Raw genomic sequence first — 17,425 nt, 5'->3', positions numbered from 1 at the left:
GGGGTGAAAGGCATGAGCATTAGAGCGGAAGAAATCAGCGCGCTCATTAAGCAGCAGATTGAAAACTACGAATCGCAAATCCAAGTGAGCGATGTCGGCACCGTCATCCAAATCGGCGACGGGATCGCGCGCGCTCATGGGCTTGATAACGTCATGTCCGGCGAGCTTGTTGAATTTGCCAACGGCGTGATGGGCATGGCGCTCAACTTGGAAGAAAACAACGTCGGGATTGTTATTTTAGGGCCGTATACCGGCATCAAAGAAGGAGACGAAGTGCGCCGCACAGGCCGGATCATGGAAGTGCCGGTCGGGGAGGCGCTCATCGGCCGCGTTGTCAACCCGCTCGGCCAGCCTGTCGATGGCTTAGGCCCGGTGGAAACGACCGAAACGCGCCCGATCGAGAGCCCGGCGCCGGGCGTTATGGACCGGAGATCGGTGCATGAGCCGCTGCAAACCGGGATTAAAGCGATCGACGCGCTCGTGCCGATCGGCCGCGGCCAGCGCGAGCTCATCATCGGCGACCGGCAAACGGGGAAAACGTCCGTCGCCATTGACACGATCATCAACCAAAAAGACCAAAACATGATTTGTATTTATGTCGCCATCGGGCAAAAAGAATCGACGGTCCGCACCGTTGTCGAAACGCTCCGCAAACACGGCGCGCTCGACTATACGATCGTCGTCACCGCTTCGGCGTCGCAGCCGGCTCCGCTTTTGTTCTTGGCGCCGTATGCCGGTGTGGCGATGGGCGAGTATTTCATGTATAAAGGCCAACACGTGTTAGTGGTCTATGACGATTTATCGAAACAAGCCGCGGCATACCGTGAATTGTCGCTCTTGCTTCGCCGTCCGCCGGGTCGTGAAGCGTATCCGGGGGATATTTTCTACTTGCACTCCCGCCTGCTTGAGCGCGCAGCGAAATTGAGCGATGCCAAAGGCGGCGGTTCGTTGACTGCGCTTCCGTTCGTCGAAACGCAAGCGGGCGACATTTCCGCCTACATTCCGACGAACGTCATCTCGATTACGGACGGGCAAATTTTCTTGCAATCGGACTTGTTCTTCTCCGGCGTCCGCCCAGCGATCAACGCAGGGTTGTCCGTTTCGCGCGTCGGTGGGGCAGCACAAATCAAAGCGATGAAAAAAGTAGCCGGGACGCTTCGTTTGGACTTGGCCGCTTACCGTGAGCTCGAAGCGTTCGCCCAATTCGGCTCCGACCTCGATAAAGCGACGCAGGCGAAGCTCGCCCGCGGGGCGCGCACGGTCGAAGTGCTGAAGCAAGATTTGCATCAGCCGATTCCGGTCGAAAAACAAGTGTTGATCATCTATGCATTGACGCGCGGCTTTTTGGACGACATTCCGGTTAAAGATGTGCGCCGTTTCGAGAAAGAGTTTTACTTGTGGCTCGACCAAAACGGCCAACACTTGCTTGAGCACATCCGCACGACGAAAGATCTTCCGAACGAAGACGATCTCAATCAAGCGATCGAAGCGTTCAAGAAAACGTTTGTCGTTTCACAATAAGGCCGGCGGGGGCATATCGCCCCCTCATGCCTGTTAGAACCCGTGCAGCAAAAAGGTGGTGAAACCTTTGGCATCGTTACGCGATATTAAAACGCGCATCAATGCGACGAAGAAGACAAGCCAAATTACAAAAGCGATGGAAATGGTCTCGACGTCGAAGCTGAACCGCGCGGAGCAAAACGCGAAATCGTTCGTTCCATATATGGAGAAAATTCAAGAAGTCGTGGCCAATGTGGCGCTTGGCGCCGGAGGGGCTTCGCATCCGATGCTCGTTTCGCGCCCGGTGAAAAAAACCGGTTATCTCGTGATCACGTCGGATCGCGGTCTGGCTGGCGCGTACAATAGCAACGTGTTGCGCCTCGTGTACCAAACGATCCAAAAACGCCATGCTTCTCCGGACGAATATGCGATCATTGTCATCGGCCGCGTCGGGTTGAGCTTTTTCCGCAAGCGGAACATGCCGGTCATTCTCGACATCACCCGCTTGCCGGACCAGCCGTCGTTTGACGATATTAAAGAAATCGCCCGCAAAACGGTTGGGTTATTCGCCGACGGTACGTTTGACGAGCTGTATATGTATTACAACCATTACGTGAGCGCGATCCAGCAAGAGGTGACGGAACGGAAGCTTCTTCCGCTCACTGACTTGGCGGAGAATAAGCAGCGCACGGTGTACGAATTTGAACCGTCGCAAGAAGAAATTTTGGACGTCTTATTGCCGCAGTATGCGGAAAGCCTCATTTACGGCGCATTGCTCGATGCAAAAGCAAGCGAACACGCCGCCCGCATGACGGCGATGAAGAACGCAACGGACAATGCGAACGAGCTCATTCGCACATTGACGCTTTCCTACAACCGCGCTCGCCAAGCGGCGATTACGCAAGAAATTACGGAAATTGTCGCCGGAGCAAACGCCTTGCAATAGCGGACTAGCAAGTTAGGAGGGAAAACGATGACAAGAGGACGCGTTATCCAAGTCATGGGTCCGGTTGTAGACGTCAAGTTTGAGAACGGCCACTTGCCGGCGATCTACAACGCCCTGAAAATTCAACATCAAGCGCGCAACGAAAACGAAGTCGACATCGACTTGACATTGGAAGTCGCCTTGCACCTTGGCGATGATACAGTACGGACGATCGCGATGGCGTCCACAGACGGCCTCATCCGCGGCATGGAAGTCATCGATACCGGTGCACCGATTTCGGTGCCGGTCGGCGAAGTCACGCTTGGCCGCGTGTTCAACGTCTTGGGAGAGCCGATCGACCTCGAAGGCGACATTCCGGCTGACGCCCGCCGCGACCCGATTCACCGTCCGGCGCCAAAATTCGAGGAATTGGCGACCGAAGTCGAAATTTTGGAAACGGGGATTAAAGTCATTGACTTGCTTGCCCCGTATATTAAAGGCGGAAAAATCGGTTTGTTCGGCGGCGCTGGCGTAGGAAAAACGGTCTTGATTCAAGAGCTGATCCACAACATCGCCCAAGAGCACGGCGGGATTTCCGTCTTTGCTGGCGTCGGCGAACGGACGCGCGAAGGGAACGACTTGTACCATGAAATGAAAGACTCCGGCGTTATCAGCAAAACCGCCATGGTGTTCGGGCAAATGAACGAGCCACCGGGGGCGCGGATGCGCGTCGCCTTGACCGGTTTGACGATGGCGGAGTACTTCCGCGATGAGCAAGGGCAAGACGTGCTGCTGTTTATCGACAACATTTTCCGCTTCACGCAGGCTGGTTCGGAAGTATCGGCATTGTTAGGACGCATGCCGTCGGCTGTTGGTTACCAACCGACATTGGCGACGGAGATGGGCCAATTGCAAGAGCGGATCACGTCGACGGCGAAAGGCTCGATCACCTCGATTCAAGCGATTTACGTCCCGGCCGACGACTATACGGACCCGGCTCCGGCCACGACGTTCTCGCACTTGGATGCGACGACGAACCTGGAGCGGAAGCTCGCGGAGATGGGGATTTATCCGGCCGTTGACCCGCTCGCCTCGACGTCGCGCGCGCTGGCGCCGGAAATCGTCGGCGAGGAGCACTATCAAGTCGCCCGCAAAGTGCAGCAAACGCTGCAACGTTATAAAGAATTGCAAGACATCATCGCCATCTTGGGGATGGAAGAACTGTCGGACGAAGACAAACTCGTCGTTCACCGCGCCCGCCGCATCCAGTTCTTCTTGTCGCAAAACTTCCACGTGGCGGAGCAGTTCACGGGCCAACCGGGCTCCTACGTGCCGGTCAAAGAAACGGTGCGCGGCTTTAAAGAAATTTTGGAAGGCAAATACGACCATCTTCCGGAAGATGCGTTCCGCTTAGTCGGCCGCATTGAAGAAGTCGTTGAAAAAGCGAAAGCGATGGGTGTCGAAGTGTGACCCGGGATAGGGGGATTGGACAATGAAAACGATCCACGTGAGCGTCGTTACTCCTGATGGCCCGGTGTACGAAGACGATGTTGAAATGGTCAGCATCAAAGCGAAAAGCGGCGAGCTCGGCATTTTGCCGGGGCACATCCCGCTTGTCGCCCCGCTCGAGATCAGCGCGGCCCGGCTGAAAAAAGGCGGCAAAACGCAATACATTGCTGTCAGCGGCGGCTTTTTGGAAGTCCGCCCGGACAACGTGACGATTTTGGCTCAAGCTGCTGAACGGGCGGAGGACATTGACGTCCTCCGCGCCAAAGCGGCGAAAGAGCGGGCGGAGCGCCGCCTGCAAAGCCAGCAGGATGACATCGACTTCAACCGGGCCGAACTGGCGTTGAAACGCGCCTTGAACCGTTTGAATGTAGCGGAAATGAAGTAAGCAGAGGAGCGGATGTTCCTCTGCTTTTTTTATTGCCAGATCACTTGAAGCCGCGGCTTTCTCCTCTGCGTTGCGGTCTTTCTGCAAGCCGAAACATGCGTCATTCCTCGTCCTTTCCCCCTTTCCCCTTTGAGGCGGCAACGATCAAGGGGCATCATTGCAGCCATGGCATTGGCATCATACTCCGCGGAGCTTTGCCATCATGTTGACAGGGAGAACCCGAAGTTTTGCTGAAACGGCTAGATATAAATGTTATAATTAATAAAATCGAAGGAATTATTGAAAAATTTAACATTAACACCATACGTATGTAGTAAACCGGAAGGGGGGCGAGCGTGTTGAGCAACGTCTATGCGAACAGTTATTTGATTATTTTCGTCTTCCTTTGCCTCGGGGTGCTGCTGCCGATCGGGGCGCTTGCGGTTGGACGCTTGTTGCGGCCGCATGTGCCGGACGAGGCGAAGGCAACGACCTATGAAAGCGGTAACATACCCTTTCACGACTCGCGCATCCAGTTTCAAGTCCGCTATTATTTATTTGCCTTGCTATTTGTGATTTTTGACGTCGAGACGGTGTTTTTATATCCTTGGGCGGTTGTTTACGACCAGCTCGGCCTGTTTGCCTTGATTGAAATGGTGATCTTCATCTTCTTGCTTGCCATTGGTTTGATCTACGCTTGGAAAAAGAAGGTGTTACGATGGATGTAAAATGGGATGGCTTCTCGCAAGCGGAAATGGAAGAAGTGAAGCGCAACGTTTTTTTGACGACGCTCGAGCAGTTAAAAGGGTGGGCGCGCAGCAATTCGCTCTGGCCGCTGACGTTCGGCCTTGCCTGTTGCGCGATTGAGATGATGGCGGTCGGCGGCGCCCATTACGATCTCGACCGGTTTGGCTCGTTTTTCCGCGCCTCGCCGCGGCAATCAGACGTCATGATCGTCTCGGGAACGGTGACGAAAAAAATGGCGCCGCTGTTGCGCCGGTTGTACGAGCAAATGCCGGAGCCGAAATGGGTGATCGGCATGGGTTCGTGTGCAACAGCCGGCGGGCCGTATGTGAAATCATACAGCGTCGTCAAAGGGGTTGACCAAATCGTCCCAGTTGACGTGTACATACCTGGCTGTCCACCAAACCCTGCGGCGCTCATTTACGGCATTCATAAAGTGAACTACCCACCACCTACGCTTCGCTTAGAGGTGGGGGCTTCAAGCGACTTGTGTGTGTTCGCTGAACGGTAAGCCACACACAAGAACCCTTTACGCTTCCCTTCGTTCCGAAGGTGTCCGTTCTAGCCATATTCTATCCTATTCGTTGGCTAACGCCAACCAATATTCATCTCCCACTTTCACTGGTGCTGGCGCACCTTCACGTTTAGAAGTAGGAGACTTCTTTCGGAGGGAAGTTAAAGCGCTCCTCTTTTTGGCCGCCGGGAGCGTCATTCATGCCGTCCGTACGCAAAACATTGAGGAAATGGGCGGACTTTGGCAGCGGCTGCCATGGACCGCGCCGCTGTTCCTCATTGGGGCGCTGTCGATCAGCGGGGTTCCGCTATTCGCCGGCTTTTTCAGCAAGGACGAAATTTTGGCCGCCGCCTGGACGAACGGGCCGCGCCTCCTCTTTTGGCTCGCGGTCGCTGCCGCGCTGTTGACGTCGTTTTATATGTTCCGGCTCTTTTTCCTCGTCTTTGCCGGCAAAGCGCGGCATCATGAGGATGCTCATGAAGCGCCGGCCTCGATGGTGGCGCCAATGCTTGTGCTCGGCGTGCTGTCGATTGCATCCGGATACATGCAAACGCCGTGGTTCGGTTCGTTTCTCGGCGAGTGGCTGACGGACGGATCCTACCATCATGAAGCGGCGCCGGGATGGATCGCTGTTTTGGCGACCATCGTGTCGTTTGCAGGGATTTTTCTCGCCTGGCTGATGTACGGGGCGCAGAAAATGCCGCGCGATTGGTTGTCCGCGCGTGTTCCGTATGTTGATGAGCTGCTGCGTCGTCATTACTACATCGATGACATTTACCGTTTGACGGTCGTGTCGCTTGTGTCATGGATCAGCCGCCTGTTGGCGTATGTCGACCGCTTCCTTGTTGAAGGGCTCGCCCGGCTTGCCGCCGGCATTGTCGGCGCGGCCGCCTCGGCTGGGTCGCGCGGGCAAAACGGGCAGGCGCAGACGTATGGGGCGGTGACGGTGGCCGGATTGGCGATTTTGGTCGTCATTTTCGCCTTAACAGGGGGGTACTGGCTATGATTTTTTTATCGCTGCTCGTCTTTTCGCCGCTGTTAGGCATCATGTTGCTGCTGTTTGTCCGCAAAACGGATGAACGAATGATTCAATGGCTCGGAACGGCCGCCACCGTACCGCCGCTCATTTTGGCGTTGTTTGCTTTCATTCAGTCTGGACGCGGGTTTCGCCTCGAGCGGCTCGATGAGGCGCACGATTGGGTGCGGCTTGCCAACCTTCCGTTTTTAACGGATGCAGCGTATGTGATCCGCTATGAGCTCAGCATCGATGGGCTGTCGCTTGTCTTTATCGTTCTGACCGCGGTGTTGGCGACTTTGGCGGCTGCCACGTCCTTGTTGGTCAAAGCGGAGAAAAAAGGATATTTTATGTGGCTGCTCGCATTGGAGATCGGCATGCTCGGCGTATTTGCAACCGCCAATTTCATCTGGTTTTTCCTCTTCCTCGAAGTGACGTTGGTCGCCATGTTTTTGCTTGTCGGCAAGTGGGGCGGGTTTGAGCGCGAGCGGGCGGCGTACAGCTACTTGTTGTACAACGGGCTCGGCTCGGCTTTGCTGCTTGTTGTGATCGCCGTCCTTGTCGCCCGCACCGGGACCGCAAACTTCGCGTTGCTCCGTGAGATGTTACATAACCCGGTCGCTCAAGGGCAGCTGATCGCCCCGCTCACCGAAGAGGGGCGGCATTGGCTGCTTGGCGGGCTGTTGTTGGCGTTTGCCGTCAAGCTGCCGGCCGTTCCGCTTCACCGCTGGCTCATTCGCGTGCACGTCGAAGCGCCGCCGCCGGTCGTCATGCTTCACGCCGGGGTGCTGTTGAAGATTGCGGCGTACGGGATGATCCGCTTCGGGATCGGCTTGTTTCCGGACGAGTTTCGCACGTTTGCTGGCGTCATCGCGGTGGTGGGAGTCATAAACGTATTGTACGGCGCGCTGTTGGCGATCCGGCAGAGCGAGTTGAAACATGTGCTCGCCTATTCAAGCATCGCCCACGCCGGCTACTTGCTCGCCGGGGTTGCCGCGATGTCGTGGGCGATGATCGATTCGCTTTGGATTTACTTGCTCGCTTATGTGTTTATGAACATCGGGGCGTTTGCCATCGTTGCGCATATCGCGCACCAGACCGGCTCCGATGATTTCGATGGGCTGTCCGGCTTGTACCGCCATCGCCCGCTGCTCGCTGCAGCCCTCGGGCTGTTCTTGCTCTCGCTCGCCGGCATTCCGGGGACGGCCGGCTTTATCGCCAAGCTCTATTTGTTCATCGGCCTTGTCGTCACCGAGCCGGGCCATTACGTGCTCGCGGCGGTGATGGCGGTGACGACGGTGATCTCGTATGTATACTACTTCAATTTGCTCGTTCAACTCTTTTTCCGTCCGGCTTCCCTCGCGCCGCTTGGCCGGCTGCCGGCCGGGCTGTCGGCCGATGTGGTCGTATGCGCGCTCGGAACGCTGGTGATCGGCTGGATGCCGGGACTTGCCTACGATGTGCTCGCCCAATTTGGGCATTTTGGCGATTTTTTGCCGTAACGGTACAATAAGGGGAGAGGGAACCCTCTCCTCTTTTTTGTTGAACAGAGGGGAAACCGCCTCATCAAGAGGATGGGGGACGTTTGCATGGTTTAGGAGGAGGTGGAGCGCGGTGATGCCCATCATCGGTCAACAGGCGCTGCTGTCGATTATCATTCATTTAGTGTTCATGGCGGTGACGTGGTGGACGCTGCAAGCTGTCCGGCTTGAAGTGCTTCTGAAGCCGAACCGCGTCGTCCAAGGGCGGCTGCTGTACATTTTATTGACGATTGCGATCGGCTCAACGGTTGCGAACTTTTTCCTCGACTATTGGGCATGGTCGACCGATTTGCCGTATTTGTTTCGCGACTAGCAGCGCCCCGTCTGCGGCAGGGCAGGCTTCATGCCGCCGACACGCTCGTTTTGGCCGCAACAGGCTATGCGATCGGCCGCGCGCGGCCGACGCATCTTCCATATGGCGCCATTGATCTGCATGGGTGGCCGGGTCTTTTTCGGCCGAGTGGACGATCCGTCCACTCTATTTTTATGCATGAAAACGATTTCAAAAATCACCGGTTGTCGATTTTTTGGACGTATGTTCCCTGTCCTGGTGGCAACAATAACAAGTAAGGAGAGGAAGGGAACGAAGATGAGAAAAAACCGGATGAAATGGCTGCTGGCGCTCATGCTGGCCAGCCTGTTTTTCGCCGCCTGGCAATACCGGACGGAAGGCGCGCAGGGGGACGAATGGTCAAAACCGATGGAAACGATGGCGCGCACGCTGGCGCAACACGGTGCTTCGCTTGGCCGCTGGGTCATTTACACAAGAGAGTATGCCCGCGATATTCAAAATGATGCGGACTTTTTCAAAAAAATGGCGGAATTGAAACAAACATATCGTTCGTTTCACTGGTCGTTTGCCAAAAGCGGACATTGGCAAAAAGCGATCGGCAAAAACGAGCACGCCTTCTTCCAAGAACAAATCCAGCTCGTGATGACCGTCACAAACGGTACGCCGCAAACGTATATCCTCTATGAAGCAACGGGCCCCAAATGGAGCCGGATTGGGTGGAAAGAAGCAGCACGCCAGATTCAAATGAAGACGAACGGCCTATTTGTGAACGACCCTACATTTTATGCTTGTATTGAAGGCGAATTCAATGGTAATATGAAAGGTGGTTTGTTCGATCAGGCTTCTCGGCTGGTGCGCAACTTTCAAGCGAAACCGGTTGAGTGGTTGCGGGAAGAGTCATTCGTTTCCCTGTCTGCATATACTGGGCAGTGGAAGAACGTTCTCCCGGCCGCCAAGCAACAGCCGATCAACCTGCAACTCGCCTTGAGGGAAAGATTGGGCGGCAAGACGCGCGTCGTTGTTGGAACCCCAATCATTACCATTGAATATTAATATAGAGAAATTGGACGCGGAGGGGAATGCCTTGGAAAAGATCATCGTCCGTGGCGGAAACCGGTTGAGCGGCACCGTCAAAGTGGAAGGCGCAAAAAATGCCGTTTTGCCCGTCATTGCTGCCACCTTATTAGCGACAAAAGGAACTAGCACGATTCATGATGTGCCTGCTCTTTCCGATGTATATACAATCAGTGAGGTGCTCCGCTATTTAGGCGCCGATGTGCAAATCGCCGGCAATACGGTAACGGTCGATGCGACCGCTCCGCTGACGGTGGAAGCGCCGTTTGAATATGTGCGGAAAATGCGCGCTTCCGTGCTCGTCATGGGACCGCTGTTGGCCCGCAACGGCCGCGCCCGCGTCGCCTTGCCGGGTGGCTGTGCCATTGGTTCGCGCCCGATCGATCAACATTTAAAAGGATTTGAAGCAATGGGCGCCTCCGTGAAAGTCGGCAACGGCTTTATCGATGCAGAAGTGAACGGCCGTCTCCGCGGCGCCAAAGTATACTTGGACTTTCCAAGCGTTGGGGCAACGGAAAATATTATGATGGCCGCGGTGCTCGCGGAAGGTACAACTGTGATCGAAAACTGCGCCAAAGAGCCGGAAATTGTCGATTTGGCGAACTTTTTGAACGCGATGGGCGCCAAAGTGCGCGGCGCCGGGACCGGCACGATTCGAATCGAGGGAGTTGACGAGCTCGTCGGCACGTCCCACACCGTCATCCCGGATCGCATTGAAGCTGGCACCTTTATGGTGGCAGCCGCCATCACCGGCGGCAACGTCCTCGTGCAAGGAGCGGTTCCCGAACATTTAAGCTCGCTCATTGCCAAAATGGAAGAAATGGGCGTGACGATTATCGAAGAAGAAAACGGTGTGCGCGTCATCGGTCCGGAAACGTTGAAAGCCGTCGACATTAAAACGATGCCATACCCAGGTTTTCCAACTGACATGCAATCGCAAATGATGGCTCTCTTGTTAAAAGCCGAAGGCACAAGCATGATCACCGAGACGGTATTTGAAAACCGCTTCATGCATGTGGAAGAATTCCGCCGGATGAACGCTGATATTAAAATTGAAGGGCGCTCTGTCATTATTAACGGTCCGTGCCAGCTGCAAGGCGCTGAAGTAGCGGCCACCGATTTGCGTGCTGCCGCCGCTTTGATTTTGGCTGGACTTGCGGCGGACGGCTACACGCGCGTGACCGAGCTTCGTCATCTTGACCGCGGCTATGTCCGCTTTCATGAAAAACTGGCCGCGCTTGGCGCTGACATTGAACGCGTTCGGGAAGAAACAGAACAACTCGACCCGATCCAAGCGATCGAATGGAACGGATAATGGCGAAAAAACGACCGTGAACTGCCTGTTTCGGCGGGGAATGGTCGTTTTTTGCATTTTCTCACGCCCAGACCTAAAAACGGGAATTGACGCTTATCGAATGGTCGTTTTTTGCATTCTCTCCCCCCCGCTTGGCCGGCCAATGCCGGCTCTCCGCTTTCCGCTGCACGGAAGAGGGCGCGCATCCGCTCGTTCAAGGACAGGAGGAGACGCGAAAGAAAACAGTCATATATACTTGTCCGAGCCCATAACTATAAGTAACGAACGGAAGCCATGCAGGCATTGATTGATCATGTCCGCTTGGGCTTAGAAAATGCATATTGGGGGCTCGGCTATGGTGAAACGACTGAAACCGGTCATCGTACTTGCACTATGCCTGTTTGTGGCCATCCTCGTCATTCCTGCAGCGCTTGTCCTGCCGTTTTACGATGGGAAGGTGGCGAAATTGACGGAACAGTTGCAGAAGCACGAACAACTCCAGCGTTCGCAGGCAGCCGAAGGGCCGTCCATTGACGTGGCGGTTTACCGAAGCAAAGAACAGCGCGTGGAAAAAATCCCCCTTGAACAGTACGTCATCGGAGTGGTGGCGGCGGAAATGCCGGCCGAATTTGAGCTCGAGGCGTTAAAGGCGCAGGCCTTAACGGCACGAACGTATATCGTCAAACAGATGCTCGCCAACCAGCCGTTCCGCCTGCCGCAAGGAGCGAATGTGACCGACACAGTGGCGCACCAAGTGTATTACAGCGATGACGAACTGCGGAAGTTATGGGGAAGCGATTACGACTGGAAGATCAAAAAAGTGACCAAAGCGGTTCTGGATACGCGCGGGCAAATTTTAACGTACAACAACGAACCGATTGAAGCGCTCTTCTTTTCCACAAGCAACGGGTATACAGAAAATTCTGAAGCGTACTGGAAAAACGATATCCCGTATTTAAAAAGCGTCGTCAGCCTATGGGACAAACAATCCCCGAAGTTTTATCAGCGAAAAACGATGTCTGTCGTCGAATTTGAGCGGAGGCTCGGAATCGTGCTGCCAAAAGACGGATCCGTCGGTGTCATTTTATCGCGCACGCCCGGCCGTCGAGTCGGCGAGGTGAAAATCGGCGGAAAGACGTTCACGGGCCGCGAAGTGCGTGAACGGCTCGGCTTGCCGTCGAGTGATTTCACCTGGGTGCGTAGCGGGAATGACATCATCATTACGACGAAAGGTTACGGCCATGGCGTCGGCATGAGTCAATACGGCGCCAACTTTATGGCCAAAGAAGGGAAAACGTACGCCGACATCGTGAAGCATTATTACCGAGGCGTCCGCATCTCTTCAGCGACCGCCTTTTTGAACAAGTTGACCGCCAAACAATGACGGGGCGTCCGCTCCGATTTTTTTTTTTTGCATAAAATGCGGGGGAATATCAAAAAATAAGCGAAAAAATTGTATTCGGCGTGTATATCTTTTCCTCTTTCTGTTCAAAATGGTTGTTGAGGTGATGAACATGAGAGAGGAACAAAAACAACCGTCGCTGAAGCGTTTCTTCCGCAAGCGTTGGGTATTTCCGGCTATTTATCTATCTTGCGCAGCGTTGATCGTCGCAGGCGCACTTTGGTTCCAAGTGGGCAAACAAGAGAAGTCGGGTGAAAACGACACCGTGAAAAACGGCACCGCCCAGCAGGAAAACCCGGCTGTTCCGGTCAATGAAACGGTCGAAAACATCGCGATGCCTGTGCTTGACCCGAACGCCGTGCAAGTCAAAACACCGTTCTATGATGACAACGCATCAGAACAGGAACAGGAAGCAGCCCTCGTCTTTTACGATCATACGTACCATCCGAACCAAGGGATCGACCTTGTGCGCCAAGACGGCAAAACGTTTGACGTTACGGCTGCATTAAGCGGCACGGTAACGAAAGCGGAAAAAGACCCGATTTTAGGCTACGTTGTGGAAATCAATCATGAACAAGGGGTCACGACCGTCTATCAATCGCTGGCCGACGTGAAAGTGGAAGCAGGCGATACGGTGAAACAAGGCGAAGTGATTGGCAAGGCAGGGCAAAGCGAGTTTAACAAACAAGCAGACATCCACGTCCACTTTGAAATTCGCAAAGACGGCAAACCGGTCAACCCGATCGACTATATCGACAAACCGTTGACCGCCTTGACCGACAAAGCCGAAGACAACGCCGGAACAGATAACGCCAACGCAAGCGAAGAGAAGAACGTGACGCCAAGCGACGAAACCGCGCCGAGTGAACAAAGCCCGGCCAAGGAAACCGAACAAACGCCGGCTGATGACAACAAAACGGCGCCAAGCGACCATGAGCAAGACCAACATGATGACGCGTCTTCCTACAAAACGCCAGACGCCTCGATCGGCATGGCGAGAGCGTAATCGACAAGGCGTCGAGCAAGAGGAAACGAAAAACGCGACGAAAAGGCCTGTCCGTTTGCCAAGACAAGCGGGCGGGTCTTTTTGGTTTTGATGTTTCGAAATCCAAACGGGGAAGCACAGCGACCAAAAGGGTACGTTCTCCATATTGACGAACGAGTGCCTTCGTGACAGCATGGTTCACATCCGTCATCCAACGGTTTTCTCGTTGTCCGATTGTTTTCAACTTCCGACGCGCAGAAGCCGTCCCTTTTTGCTGGAGGGTTTTTCGCATTCGTTTGTACTTGGCACGCTTGATCGAAGTAGACGATAGGTCATGTCGTGTAACTTGGCTTGTGCAAGCACTTTTGTGTCAAGTATCGCCGGTGCTGGGCAAATACTGGGCGAACGCTTATCGGGTGTACAAAGAAGCGCTGAACGGGCCGGAGTTCGCCTCGTGGTTTGCGACGTTTGCGCCGGGCGGCCGCGCGCCGAAGATCGGGGAAGTGTGGGCTTCTCCGGATCATGCGGCGACGCTGCGCTCCATTGCCGAAACGGAGGCGGAAAGCTTTTACCGCGGCGAGCTGGCGGAAAAAATCGCCGCCTTCTCGAAGCAATACGGCGGCTTTTTGGCGGCGGACGACCTCGCCGAGTACGAACCGGAATGGGTCGAGCCGATCTCCGTTTCCTATCGCGGCTATGAAGTGTGGGAAATCCCGCCGAACGGGCAGGGGCTTGTCGCGTTGATGGCCATCAACATCATGAACGGGTTTGACGTGCCAAGCGTCCCGTATGTCGAGACGCACCACCGGCAAATCGAGGCGATGAAGCTGGCCTTTGCCGATGGAAAAGCGTACATCGCCGACCGCCGTTATATGAGCTGCAGCCCAGACGAGCTGTTGTCGGAGTCGTTTGCCGCCATGCGCCGGGCGCAAATCGGCGCGGAGGCGCTGACGCCGGAGCCGGGAACGCCGCCCAAAGGCGGCACGGTCTATTTGGCCGCCGCCGACGGCGAAGGGAATATGGTGTCCTATATTCAAAGCAATTACATGGGCTTCGGCTCCGGCCTCGTCGTCCCAGGCACGGGCATCGCCCTGCACAACCGCGGCCATAACTTTGTCTTCGATGAACGCCATCCGAACGGGCTGGCGCCAAGGAAAAAGCCGTACCATACGATCATCCCCGGCTTTTTGACGAAAGGCGGCGCACCGGTCGGCCCGTTCGGCGTCATGGGCGGATTTATGCAGCCGCAAGGGCATTTGCAAGTGATCATGAACACCATCGATTTTGACTTGAACCCGCAAGCGGCGCTCGATGCGCCACGCTGGCAGTGGATGGAAGAAAAAACGGTGCTCGTCGAGCCGCACTTCCCGCGCCATATCGCCGAAGCGCTCGCCCGCAAAGGGCATGACATTCGCTTTGCCTTAGACGGAGGTCCGTTCGGCCGCGGACAAATCATTTGGCGCGATCCTGACACCGGCGTGCTTGCCGCCGGGACGGAGCCGCACACGGACGGGGCGGTCGCCGCTTGGTGAGACTCACGATAAAGGGATGACTTCGATGAACCAATGGCATTTATTTCTTGCTTTTTTTCGCGTCGTCATGCTCGGGATCATGGCGATCGACTTTTTTCGCGAGTCGTACGAAGGAGCCGGGCTCGTCCAAATGGTGTGTCTCGCTGCCACCAGCGCCCTGTTGATGTTCGGCAAATGGCGCCTCCATCCGGCGTACGTCATCGCCTTGGCGCTCGTGTACGGGGCGGTGTTTCTCTCGCCATGAATGGCCTCTATGGCTAAAGAAAGATGGAAGGGATGCTTCCTCACAGTGACGGAAACATCCCTCTTGTCGTCATTGTTGCCGTTGACAGGCGAACGGACGCCCTCTCTCACCGGGCTGTTGGCCAACTCGGCACGAGCGGCGTTTGGCATGCGCCGCATGCGGCCGGCCGTTTGACTTGTCATTCGCCCGAAGCCTCATTGCACCGTAAACGTCACTTTCGCCCGCGCGTTCGGCCAGTTTTGGTCGGCGAGCCACCACTCAAGCGTATACGTTCCGGGCTCCAGGCCGCGGAACGTCTCCTGAAACGACAGCTCTTCCCCTTGTTTTAACGTGCGCTCTTCGTAAATTTGTGCAAACATCTTCCCTTCGCTGTACTGCTTCACCTTTTGGCCATCGCGGTACAAAATGTAGTCATACTTTTTCGAGCTCGTGAACGTCACCGTTTGCACGCGCTCCGTTTGGTTTTTGACCGTAAACGTAAACACGTAAGCATCGTTTTGCTTTTCGTATGTGAGTGACGGCTCCAACGTTCCGGCGATGATCCCTTTCCCGCCTGTGGGCGCTGGTTTGCCCGCTGGAGCGGGGCCAAGCAAATCATCTTTCGCCTGCGGGCGCTCGTTGCCGCTATTATACATAAACAGCGCACTCGCCGCCGCCACCCCGGCCAACACGGCTGCGACGCCGATCATTTTTCCTTTGCCCATGCCAGATCCTCCTTTTTTCCTCTCTATACATAGTCGTTTCCCATTTCCCTTCCGTTACAAACCGCAAAAAAATTGTGAAAAAACCGTTGTCCGCCTTGATATTTCTGGTATATATTCCCGTTTTGTCTAATAAAATGTTACAAATTGAACAGCAATGAGAGTGGTTGAGGTGGGGATCGTTCACAACCGGCAAGCGACGCGGCGAAGACGCTTCCAAGACATCCAACGAAAGCGGCGCTCATCAGTGGCAAGACGAGTCTCATTTCACACTTCTCACTTCTCACATCCAACTTAGGGAGGGCGAGTGGTGTGCACGATTACATCAAAGAGCGTACGATCAAGATTGGCAAGTATATCGTGGAGACGAGGAAAACCGTTCGCGTCATCGCGAAAGAGTTTGGCGTGTCGAAAAGCACCGTGCATAAAGACTTGACCGAACGGCTGCCGGAGATCAATCCGGAGCTGGCCCAAGAAGTGAAACAAATCCTCGATTACCATAAATCGATCCGCCATTTGCGGGGCGGGGAGGCAACGAAGAAAAAGTATAAAAAGCAGACGGTGAAAAACAACTGACTTTTTCCTTGCCATCTGCCGTTTGCAGTATCATTCCGGGGGGCAAATATGGTAGAATAATCTATTAGGAATGATTTCAGAGCAGAGGCAAGGAGGAGCATGTATGTTCTCACGAGATATCGGCATTGACCTAGGCACGGCGAACGTCCTCATTTTCGTCAAAGGCAAAGGCATCGTGCTCAATGAGCCGTCCGTCGTGGCGATCGATAAACACACGAACAAAGTGCTCGCAGTCGGCGAAGAAGCACGACGAATGGTCGGACGTACTCCTGGGAATATTGTTGCCATTCGGCCGCTCAAAGACGGCGTCATTGCCGACTTTGACATTACAGAAGCGATGCTGAAGCATTTCTTAAGCAAGCTCGACCTAAAAGGCTTTTTCGCCAAACCGCGCATTTTGATTTGTTGCCCGACGAACACGACATCGGTCGAACGGAAAGCGATCAAAGAGGCAGCAGAAAAAAGCGGCGGCAAAAAAGTGTACTTGGAGGAAGAGCCGAAAGTCGCAGCCATTGGCGCCGGAATGGACATTTTTCAGCCGTGCGGAAACATGGTCGTTGATATTGGCGGTGGCACGACCGACGTGGCGGTTCTCTCGATGGGGGACATTGTCACCGCCTCTTCCATTAAAATGGCCGGGGACAAGTTCGATATGGAAATTTTAAACTACATCAAGCGCGAATATAAGCTGCTCATCGGGGAACGAACGGCCGAGGAGATTAAAATCAAAGTCGCAACGGTATTCCCAGGCGCACGGACCGAAGAAATCGACGTCCGCGGCCGCGATCTCGTCACCGGACTGCCGCGCACGATCACCGTCCGTTCGGAGGAGATCGAACGGGCGCTTCGCGAGCCGGTGTCCTTGATTGTACAAGCCGCGAAAAGCGTGCTCGAGCGCACGCCGCCGGAACTGTCGGCCGACATCATCGACCGAGGCGTCATCTTAACGGGCGGCGGCGCCCTCTTGCATGGAATCGATCAGTTGCTTGCCGAAGAGCTGAAGCTGCCGGTGTTCATCGCCGAAAATCCGATGGACTGCGTCGCCCTTGGCACCGGGCTGATGCTTGAGAACATCGACCGCGCGTCGAAATCGCAGTTGGTGTAAAAAAGGAAAAGCAGGGGATGCGGCTGCCGCCCCCGCCCGCCTATAATGGAATCAACAAGCCGCCCGCCAACGCCGGCAGCGGCTTTCTGCCACGAATTTTCATGGACA

At 55.0% G+C, this 17,425-nt stretch carries 17 protein-coding genes and 3 pseudogenes; 18 read left to right on the top strand and 2 right to left on the bottom strand.

The genetic code is table 11. The features are described 5' to 3' along the window. Nucleotides 1-12: 12 nt before the first annotated feature. From atpA to spoIIQ, 13 genes and pseudogenes are all read left to right on the top strand, one after another. On the top strand, nucleotides 13-1,521 hold the full coding sequence (gene atpA, locus QSJ10_RS14740; RefSeq protein WP_033017480.1) for a F0F1 ATP synthase subunit alpha: 1,509 nt from the start codon (nucleotides 13-15) through the stop codon (nucleotides 1,519-1,521). Nucleotides 1,522-1,588: 67 nt separating this feature from the next. Beyond that, nucleotides 1,589-2,446, top strand: coding sequence for a F0F1 ATP synthase subunit gamma (locus QSJ10_RS14735; RefSeq protein WP_033017481.1), 858 nt, complete (start codon nucleotides 1,589-1,591; stop codon nucleotides 2,444-2,446). Between the two features lie 27 nt (nucleotides 2,447-2,473). Continuing rightward, nucleotides 2,474-3,895 (top strand): F0F1 ATP synthase subunit beta, encoded by a 1,422-nt coding sequence (gene atpD / locus QSJ10_RS14730; RefSeq protein ID WP_033017483.1) that lies wholly within the window; start codon nucleotides 2,474-2,476, stop codon nucleotides 3,893-3,895. A 22-nt stretch (nucleotides 3,896-3,917) separates the two neighbouring features. Beyond that, the gene (locus QSJ10_RS14725) at nucleotides 3,918-4,319 is read left to right on the top strand and encodes a F0F1 ATP synthase subunit epsilon (protein WP_033017484.1); all 402 of its coding nucleotides are present in this window, start codon (nucleotides 3,918-3,920) and stop codon (nucleotides 4,317-4,319) included. A gap of 338 nt (nucleotides 4,320-4,657) precedes the next feature. Beyond that, the gene (locus QSJ10_RS14720) at nucleotides 4,658-5,026 is read left to right on the top strand and encodes an NADH-quinone oxidoreductase subunit A (RefSeq protein ID WP_033010835.1); all 369 of its coding nucleotides are present in this window, start codon (nucleotides 4,658-4,660) and stop codon (nucleotides 5,024-5,026) included. Next, nucleotides 5,017-5,553 carry a NuoB/complex I 20 kDa subunit family protein gene (locus tag QSJ10_RS14715; RefSeq protein WP_053532765.1) on the top strand — a complete coding sequence of 179 codons (537 nt, stop codon included), beginning with the start codon at nucleotides 5,017-5,019 and terminating at the stop codon, nucleotides 5,551-5,553. Before QSJ10_RS14720 ends, QSJ10_RS14715 begins: the two co-directional genes overlap by 10 nt. A 166-nt stretch (nucleotides 5,554-5,719) precedes the next feature. Further along, nucleotides 5,720-6,562: pseudogene (locus QSJ10_RS14710) on the top strand (proton-conducting transporter transmembrane domain-containing protein); the annotation flags it as partial. Further along, a complete protein-coding gene (locus tag QSJ10_RS14705; RefSeq protein ID WP_033013672.1) occupies nucleotides 6,559-8,073 on the top strand; it encodes an NADH-quinone oxidoreductase subunit M in 1,515 nt (504 codons plus the stop codon). The pseudogene QSJ10_RS14710 and the gene QSJ10_RS14705, both read left to right, overlap by 4 nt. A gap of 112 nt (nucleotides 8,074-8,185) precedes the next feature. Next, entirely contained in the window at nucleotides 8,186-8,425 is a 240-nt protein-coding gene (locus tag QSJ10_RS14700) for a DUF1146 family protein (protein ID WP_033011771.1), read from the top strand. A 276-nt stretch (nucleotides 8,426-8,701) separates the two neighbouring features. Beyond that, a complete protein-coding gene (locus tag QSJ10_RS14695) occupies nucleotides 8,702-9,457 on the top strand; it encodes a YwmB family TATA-box binding protein (RefSeq protein ID WP_049624887.1) in 756 nt (251 codons plus the stop codon). A 31-nt stretch (nucleotides 9,458-9,488) separates the two neighbouring features. Next, entirely contained in the window at nucleotides 9,489-10,793 is a 1,305-nt protein-coding gene (murA, locus tag QSJ10_RS14690; protein ID WP_053532597.1) for a UDP-N-acetylglucosamine 1-carboxyvinyltransferase, read from the top strand. A gap of 334 nt (nucleotides 10,794-11,127) precedes the next feature. Further along, nucleotides 11,128-12,156: a stage II sporulation protein D gene (gene spoIID, locus QSJ10_RS14685; RefSeq protein ID WP_033013675.1), complete on the top strand. Its 1,029-nt coding sequence runs from the start codon at nucleotides 11,128-11,130 to the stop codon at nucleotides 12,154-12,156. Nucleotides 12,157-12,286: 130 nt separating this feature from the next. After that, the gene (gene spoIIQ / locus QSJ10_RS14680) at nucleotides 12,287-13,180 is read left to right on the top strand and encodes a stage II sporulation protein SpoIIQ (RefSeq protein ID WP_053532599.1); all 894 of its coding nucleotides are present in this window, start codon (nucleotides 12,287-12,289) and stop codon (nucleotides 13,178-13,180) included. Between the two features lie 121 nt (nucleotides 13,181-13,301). On the opposite strand, the pseudogene QSJ10_RS14675 reads toward spoIIQ, so the two are convergent. After that, a pseudogene (locus QSJ10_RS14675) lies at nucleotides 13,302-13,469 on the bottom strand (RNA-guided endonuclease InsQ/TnpB family protein); the annotation flags it as partial. Between the two features lie 64 nt (nucleotides 13,470-13,533). Between QSJ10_RS14675 and QSJ10_RS14670 the strand changes: the two are divergent. From QSJ10_RS14670 to QSJ10_RS14660, 3 genes and pseudogenes are all read left to right on the top strand, one after another. Further along, nucleotides 13,534-14,691: pseudogene (locus tag QSJ10_RS14670) on the top strand (gamma-glutamyltransferase family protein); the annotation flags it as partial. Nucleotides 14,692-14,716: 25 nt separating this feature from the next. Continuing rightward, nucleotides 14,717-14,935 carry a chromate transporter gene (locus QSJ10_RS14665; RefSeq protein ID WP_230581297.1) on the top strand — a complete coding sequence of 73 codons (219 nt, stop codon included), beginning with the start codon at nucleotides 14,717-14,719 and terminating at the stop codon, nucleotides 14,933-14,935. Between the two features lie 45 nt (nucleotides 14,936-14,980). Then, nucleotides 14,981-15,109, top strand: coding sequence for a hypothetical protein (locus QSJ10_RS14660; protein ID WP_259463369.1), 129 nt, complete (start codon nucleotides 14,981-14,983; stop codon nucleotides 15,107-15,109). A 20-nt stretch (nucleotides 15,110-15,129) separates the two neighbouring features. On the opposite strand, the gene QSJ10_RS14655 is transcribed toward QSJ10_RS14660, so the two are convergent. Continuing rightward, nucleotides 15,130-15,639 (bottom strand): BsuPI-related putative proteinase inhibitor, encoded by a 510-nt coding sequence (locus QSJ10_RS14655; protein WP_033013678.1) that lies wholly within the window; start codon nucleotides 15,637-15,639, stop codon nucleotides 15,130-15,132. Between the two features lie 309 nt (nucleotides 15,640-15,948). On the opposite strand from QSJ10_RS14655, the gene spoIIID reads away from it, so the two are divergent. After that, nucleotides 15,949-16,212 (top strand): sporulation transcriptional regulator SpoIIID, encoded by a 264-nt coding sequence (gene spoIIID / locus QSJ10_RS14650; protein ID WP_011232801.1) that lies wholly within the window; start codon nucleotides 15,949-15,951, stop codon nucleotides 16,210-16,212. A 103-nt stretch (nucleotides 16,213-16,315) separates the two neighbouring features. Continuing rightward, nucleotides 16,316-17,317: a rod shape-determining protein gene (locus QSJ10_RS14645; RefSeq protein ID WP_033013679.1), complete on the top strand. Its 1,002-nt coding sequence runs from the start codon at nucleotides 16,316-16,318 to the stop codon at nucleotides 17,315-17,317. Nucleotides 17,318-17,425 lie beyond the last annotated feature (108 nt).

It is taken from the genome of Geobacillus stearothermophilus ATCC 12980 (assembly GCF_030369615.1).
GTDB classification, from domain to species: Bacteria; Bacillota; Bacilli; order Bacillales; family Anoxybacillaceae; genus Geobacillus; species Geobacillus stearothermophilus.
Note: the sequence above shows the minus strand (reverse complement) of the source record. Positions and strands in the feature narration are given on the sequence as shown.

Excerpts from the sequence above, each read along its gene's own strand:
- atpA (WP_033017480.1), top strand. The coding sequence starts at position 13 with ATGAGCATTAGAGCGGAAGAAATCAGCGCGCTCATTAAGCAGCAGATT.
- atpD (WP_033017483.1), top strand. The coding sequence starts at position 2,474 with ATGACAAGAGGACGCGTTATCCAAGTCATGGGTCCGGTTGTAGACGTC.
- QSJ10_RS14725 (WP_033017484.1), top strand. The coding sequence starts at position 3,918 with ATGAAAACGATCCACGTGAGCGTCGTTACTCCTGATGGCCCGGTGTAC.
- QSJ10_RS14715 (WP_053532765.1), top strand. The coding sequence starts at position 5,017 with ATGGATGTAAAATGGGATGGCTTCTCGCAAGCGGAAATGGAAGAAGTG.
- QSJ10_RS14705 (WP_033013672.1), top strand. The coding sequence starts at position 6,559 with ATGATTTTTTTATCGCTGCTCGTCTTTTCGCCGCTGTTAGGCATCATG.
- QSJ10_RS14695 (WP_049624887.1), top strand. The coding sequence starts at position 8,702 with ATGAGAAAAAACCGGATGAAATGGCTGCTGGCGCTCATGCTGGCCAGC.
- spoIID (WP_033013675.1), top strand. The coding sequence starts at position 11,128 with ATGGTGAAACGACTGAAACCGGTCATCGTACTTGCACTATGCCTGTTT.
- spoIIQ (WP_053532599.1), top strand. The coding sequence starts at position 12,287 with ATGAGAGAGGAACAAAAACAACCGTCGCTGAAGCGTTTCTTCCGCAAG.
- QSJ10_RS14665 (WP_230581297.1), top strand. The coding sequence starts at position 14,717 with ATGAACCAATGGCATTTATTTCTTGCTTTTTTTCGCGTCGTCATGCTC.
- QSJ10_RS14655 (WP_033013678.1), bottom strand. The coding sequence starts at position 15,639 with ATGGGCAAAGGAAAAATGATCGGCGTCGCAGCCGTGTTGGCCGGGGTG.
- QSJ10_RS14645 (WP_033013679.1), top strand. The coding sequence starts at position 16,316 with ATGTTCTCACGAGATATCGGCATTGACCTAGGCACGGCGAACGTCCTC.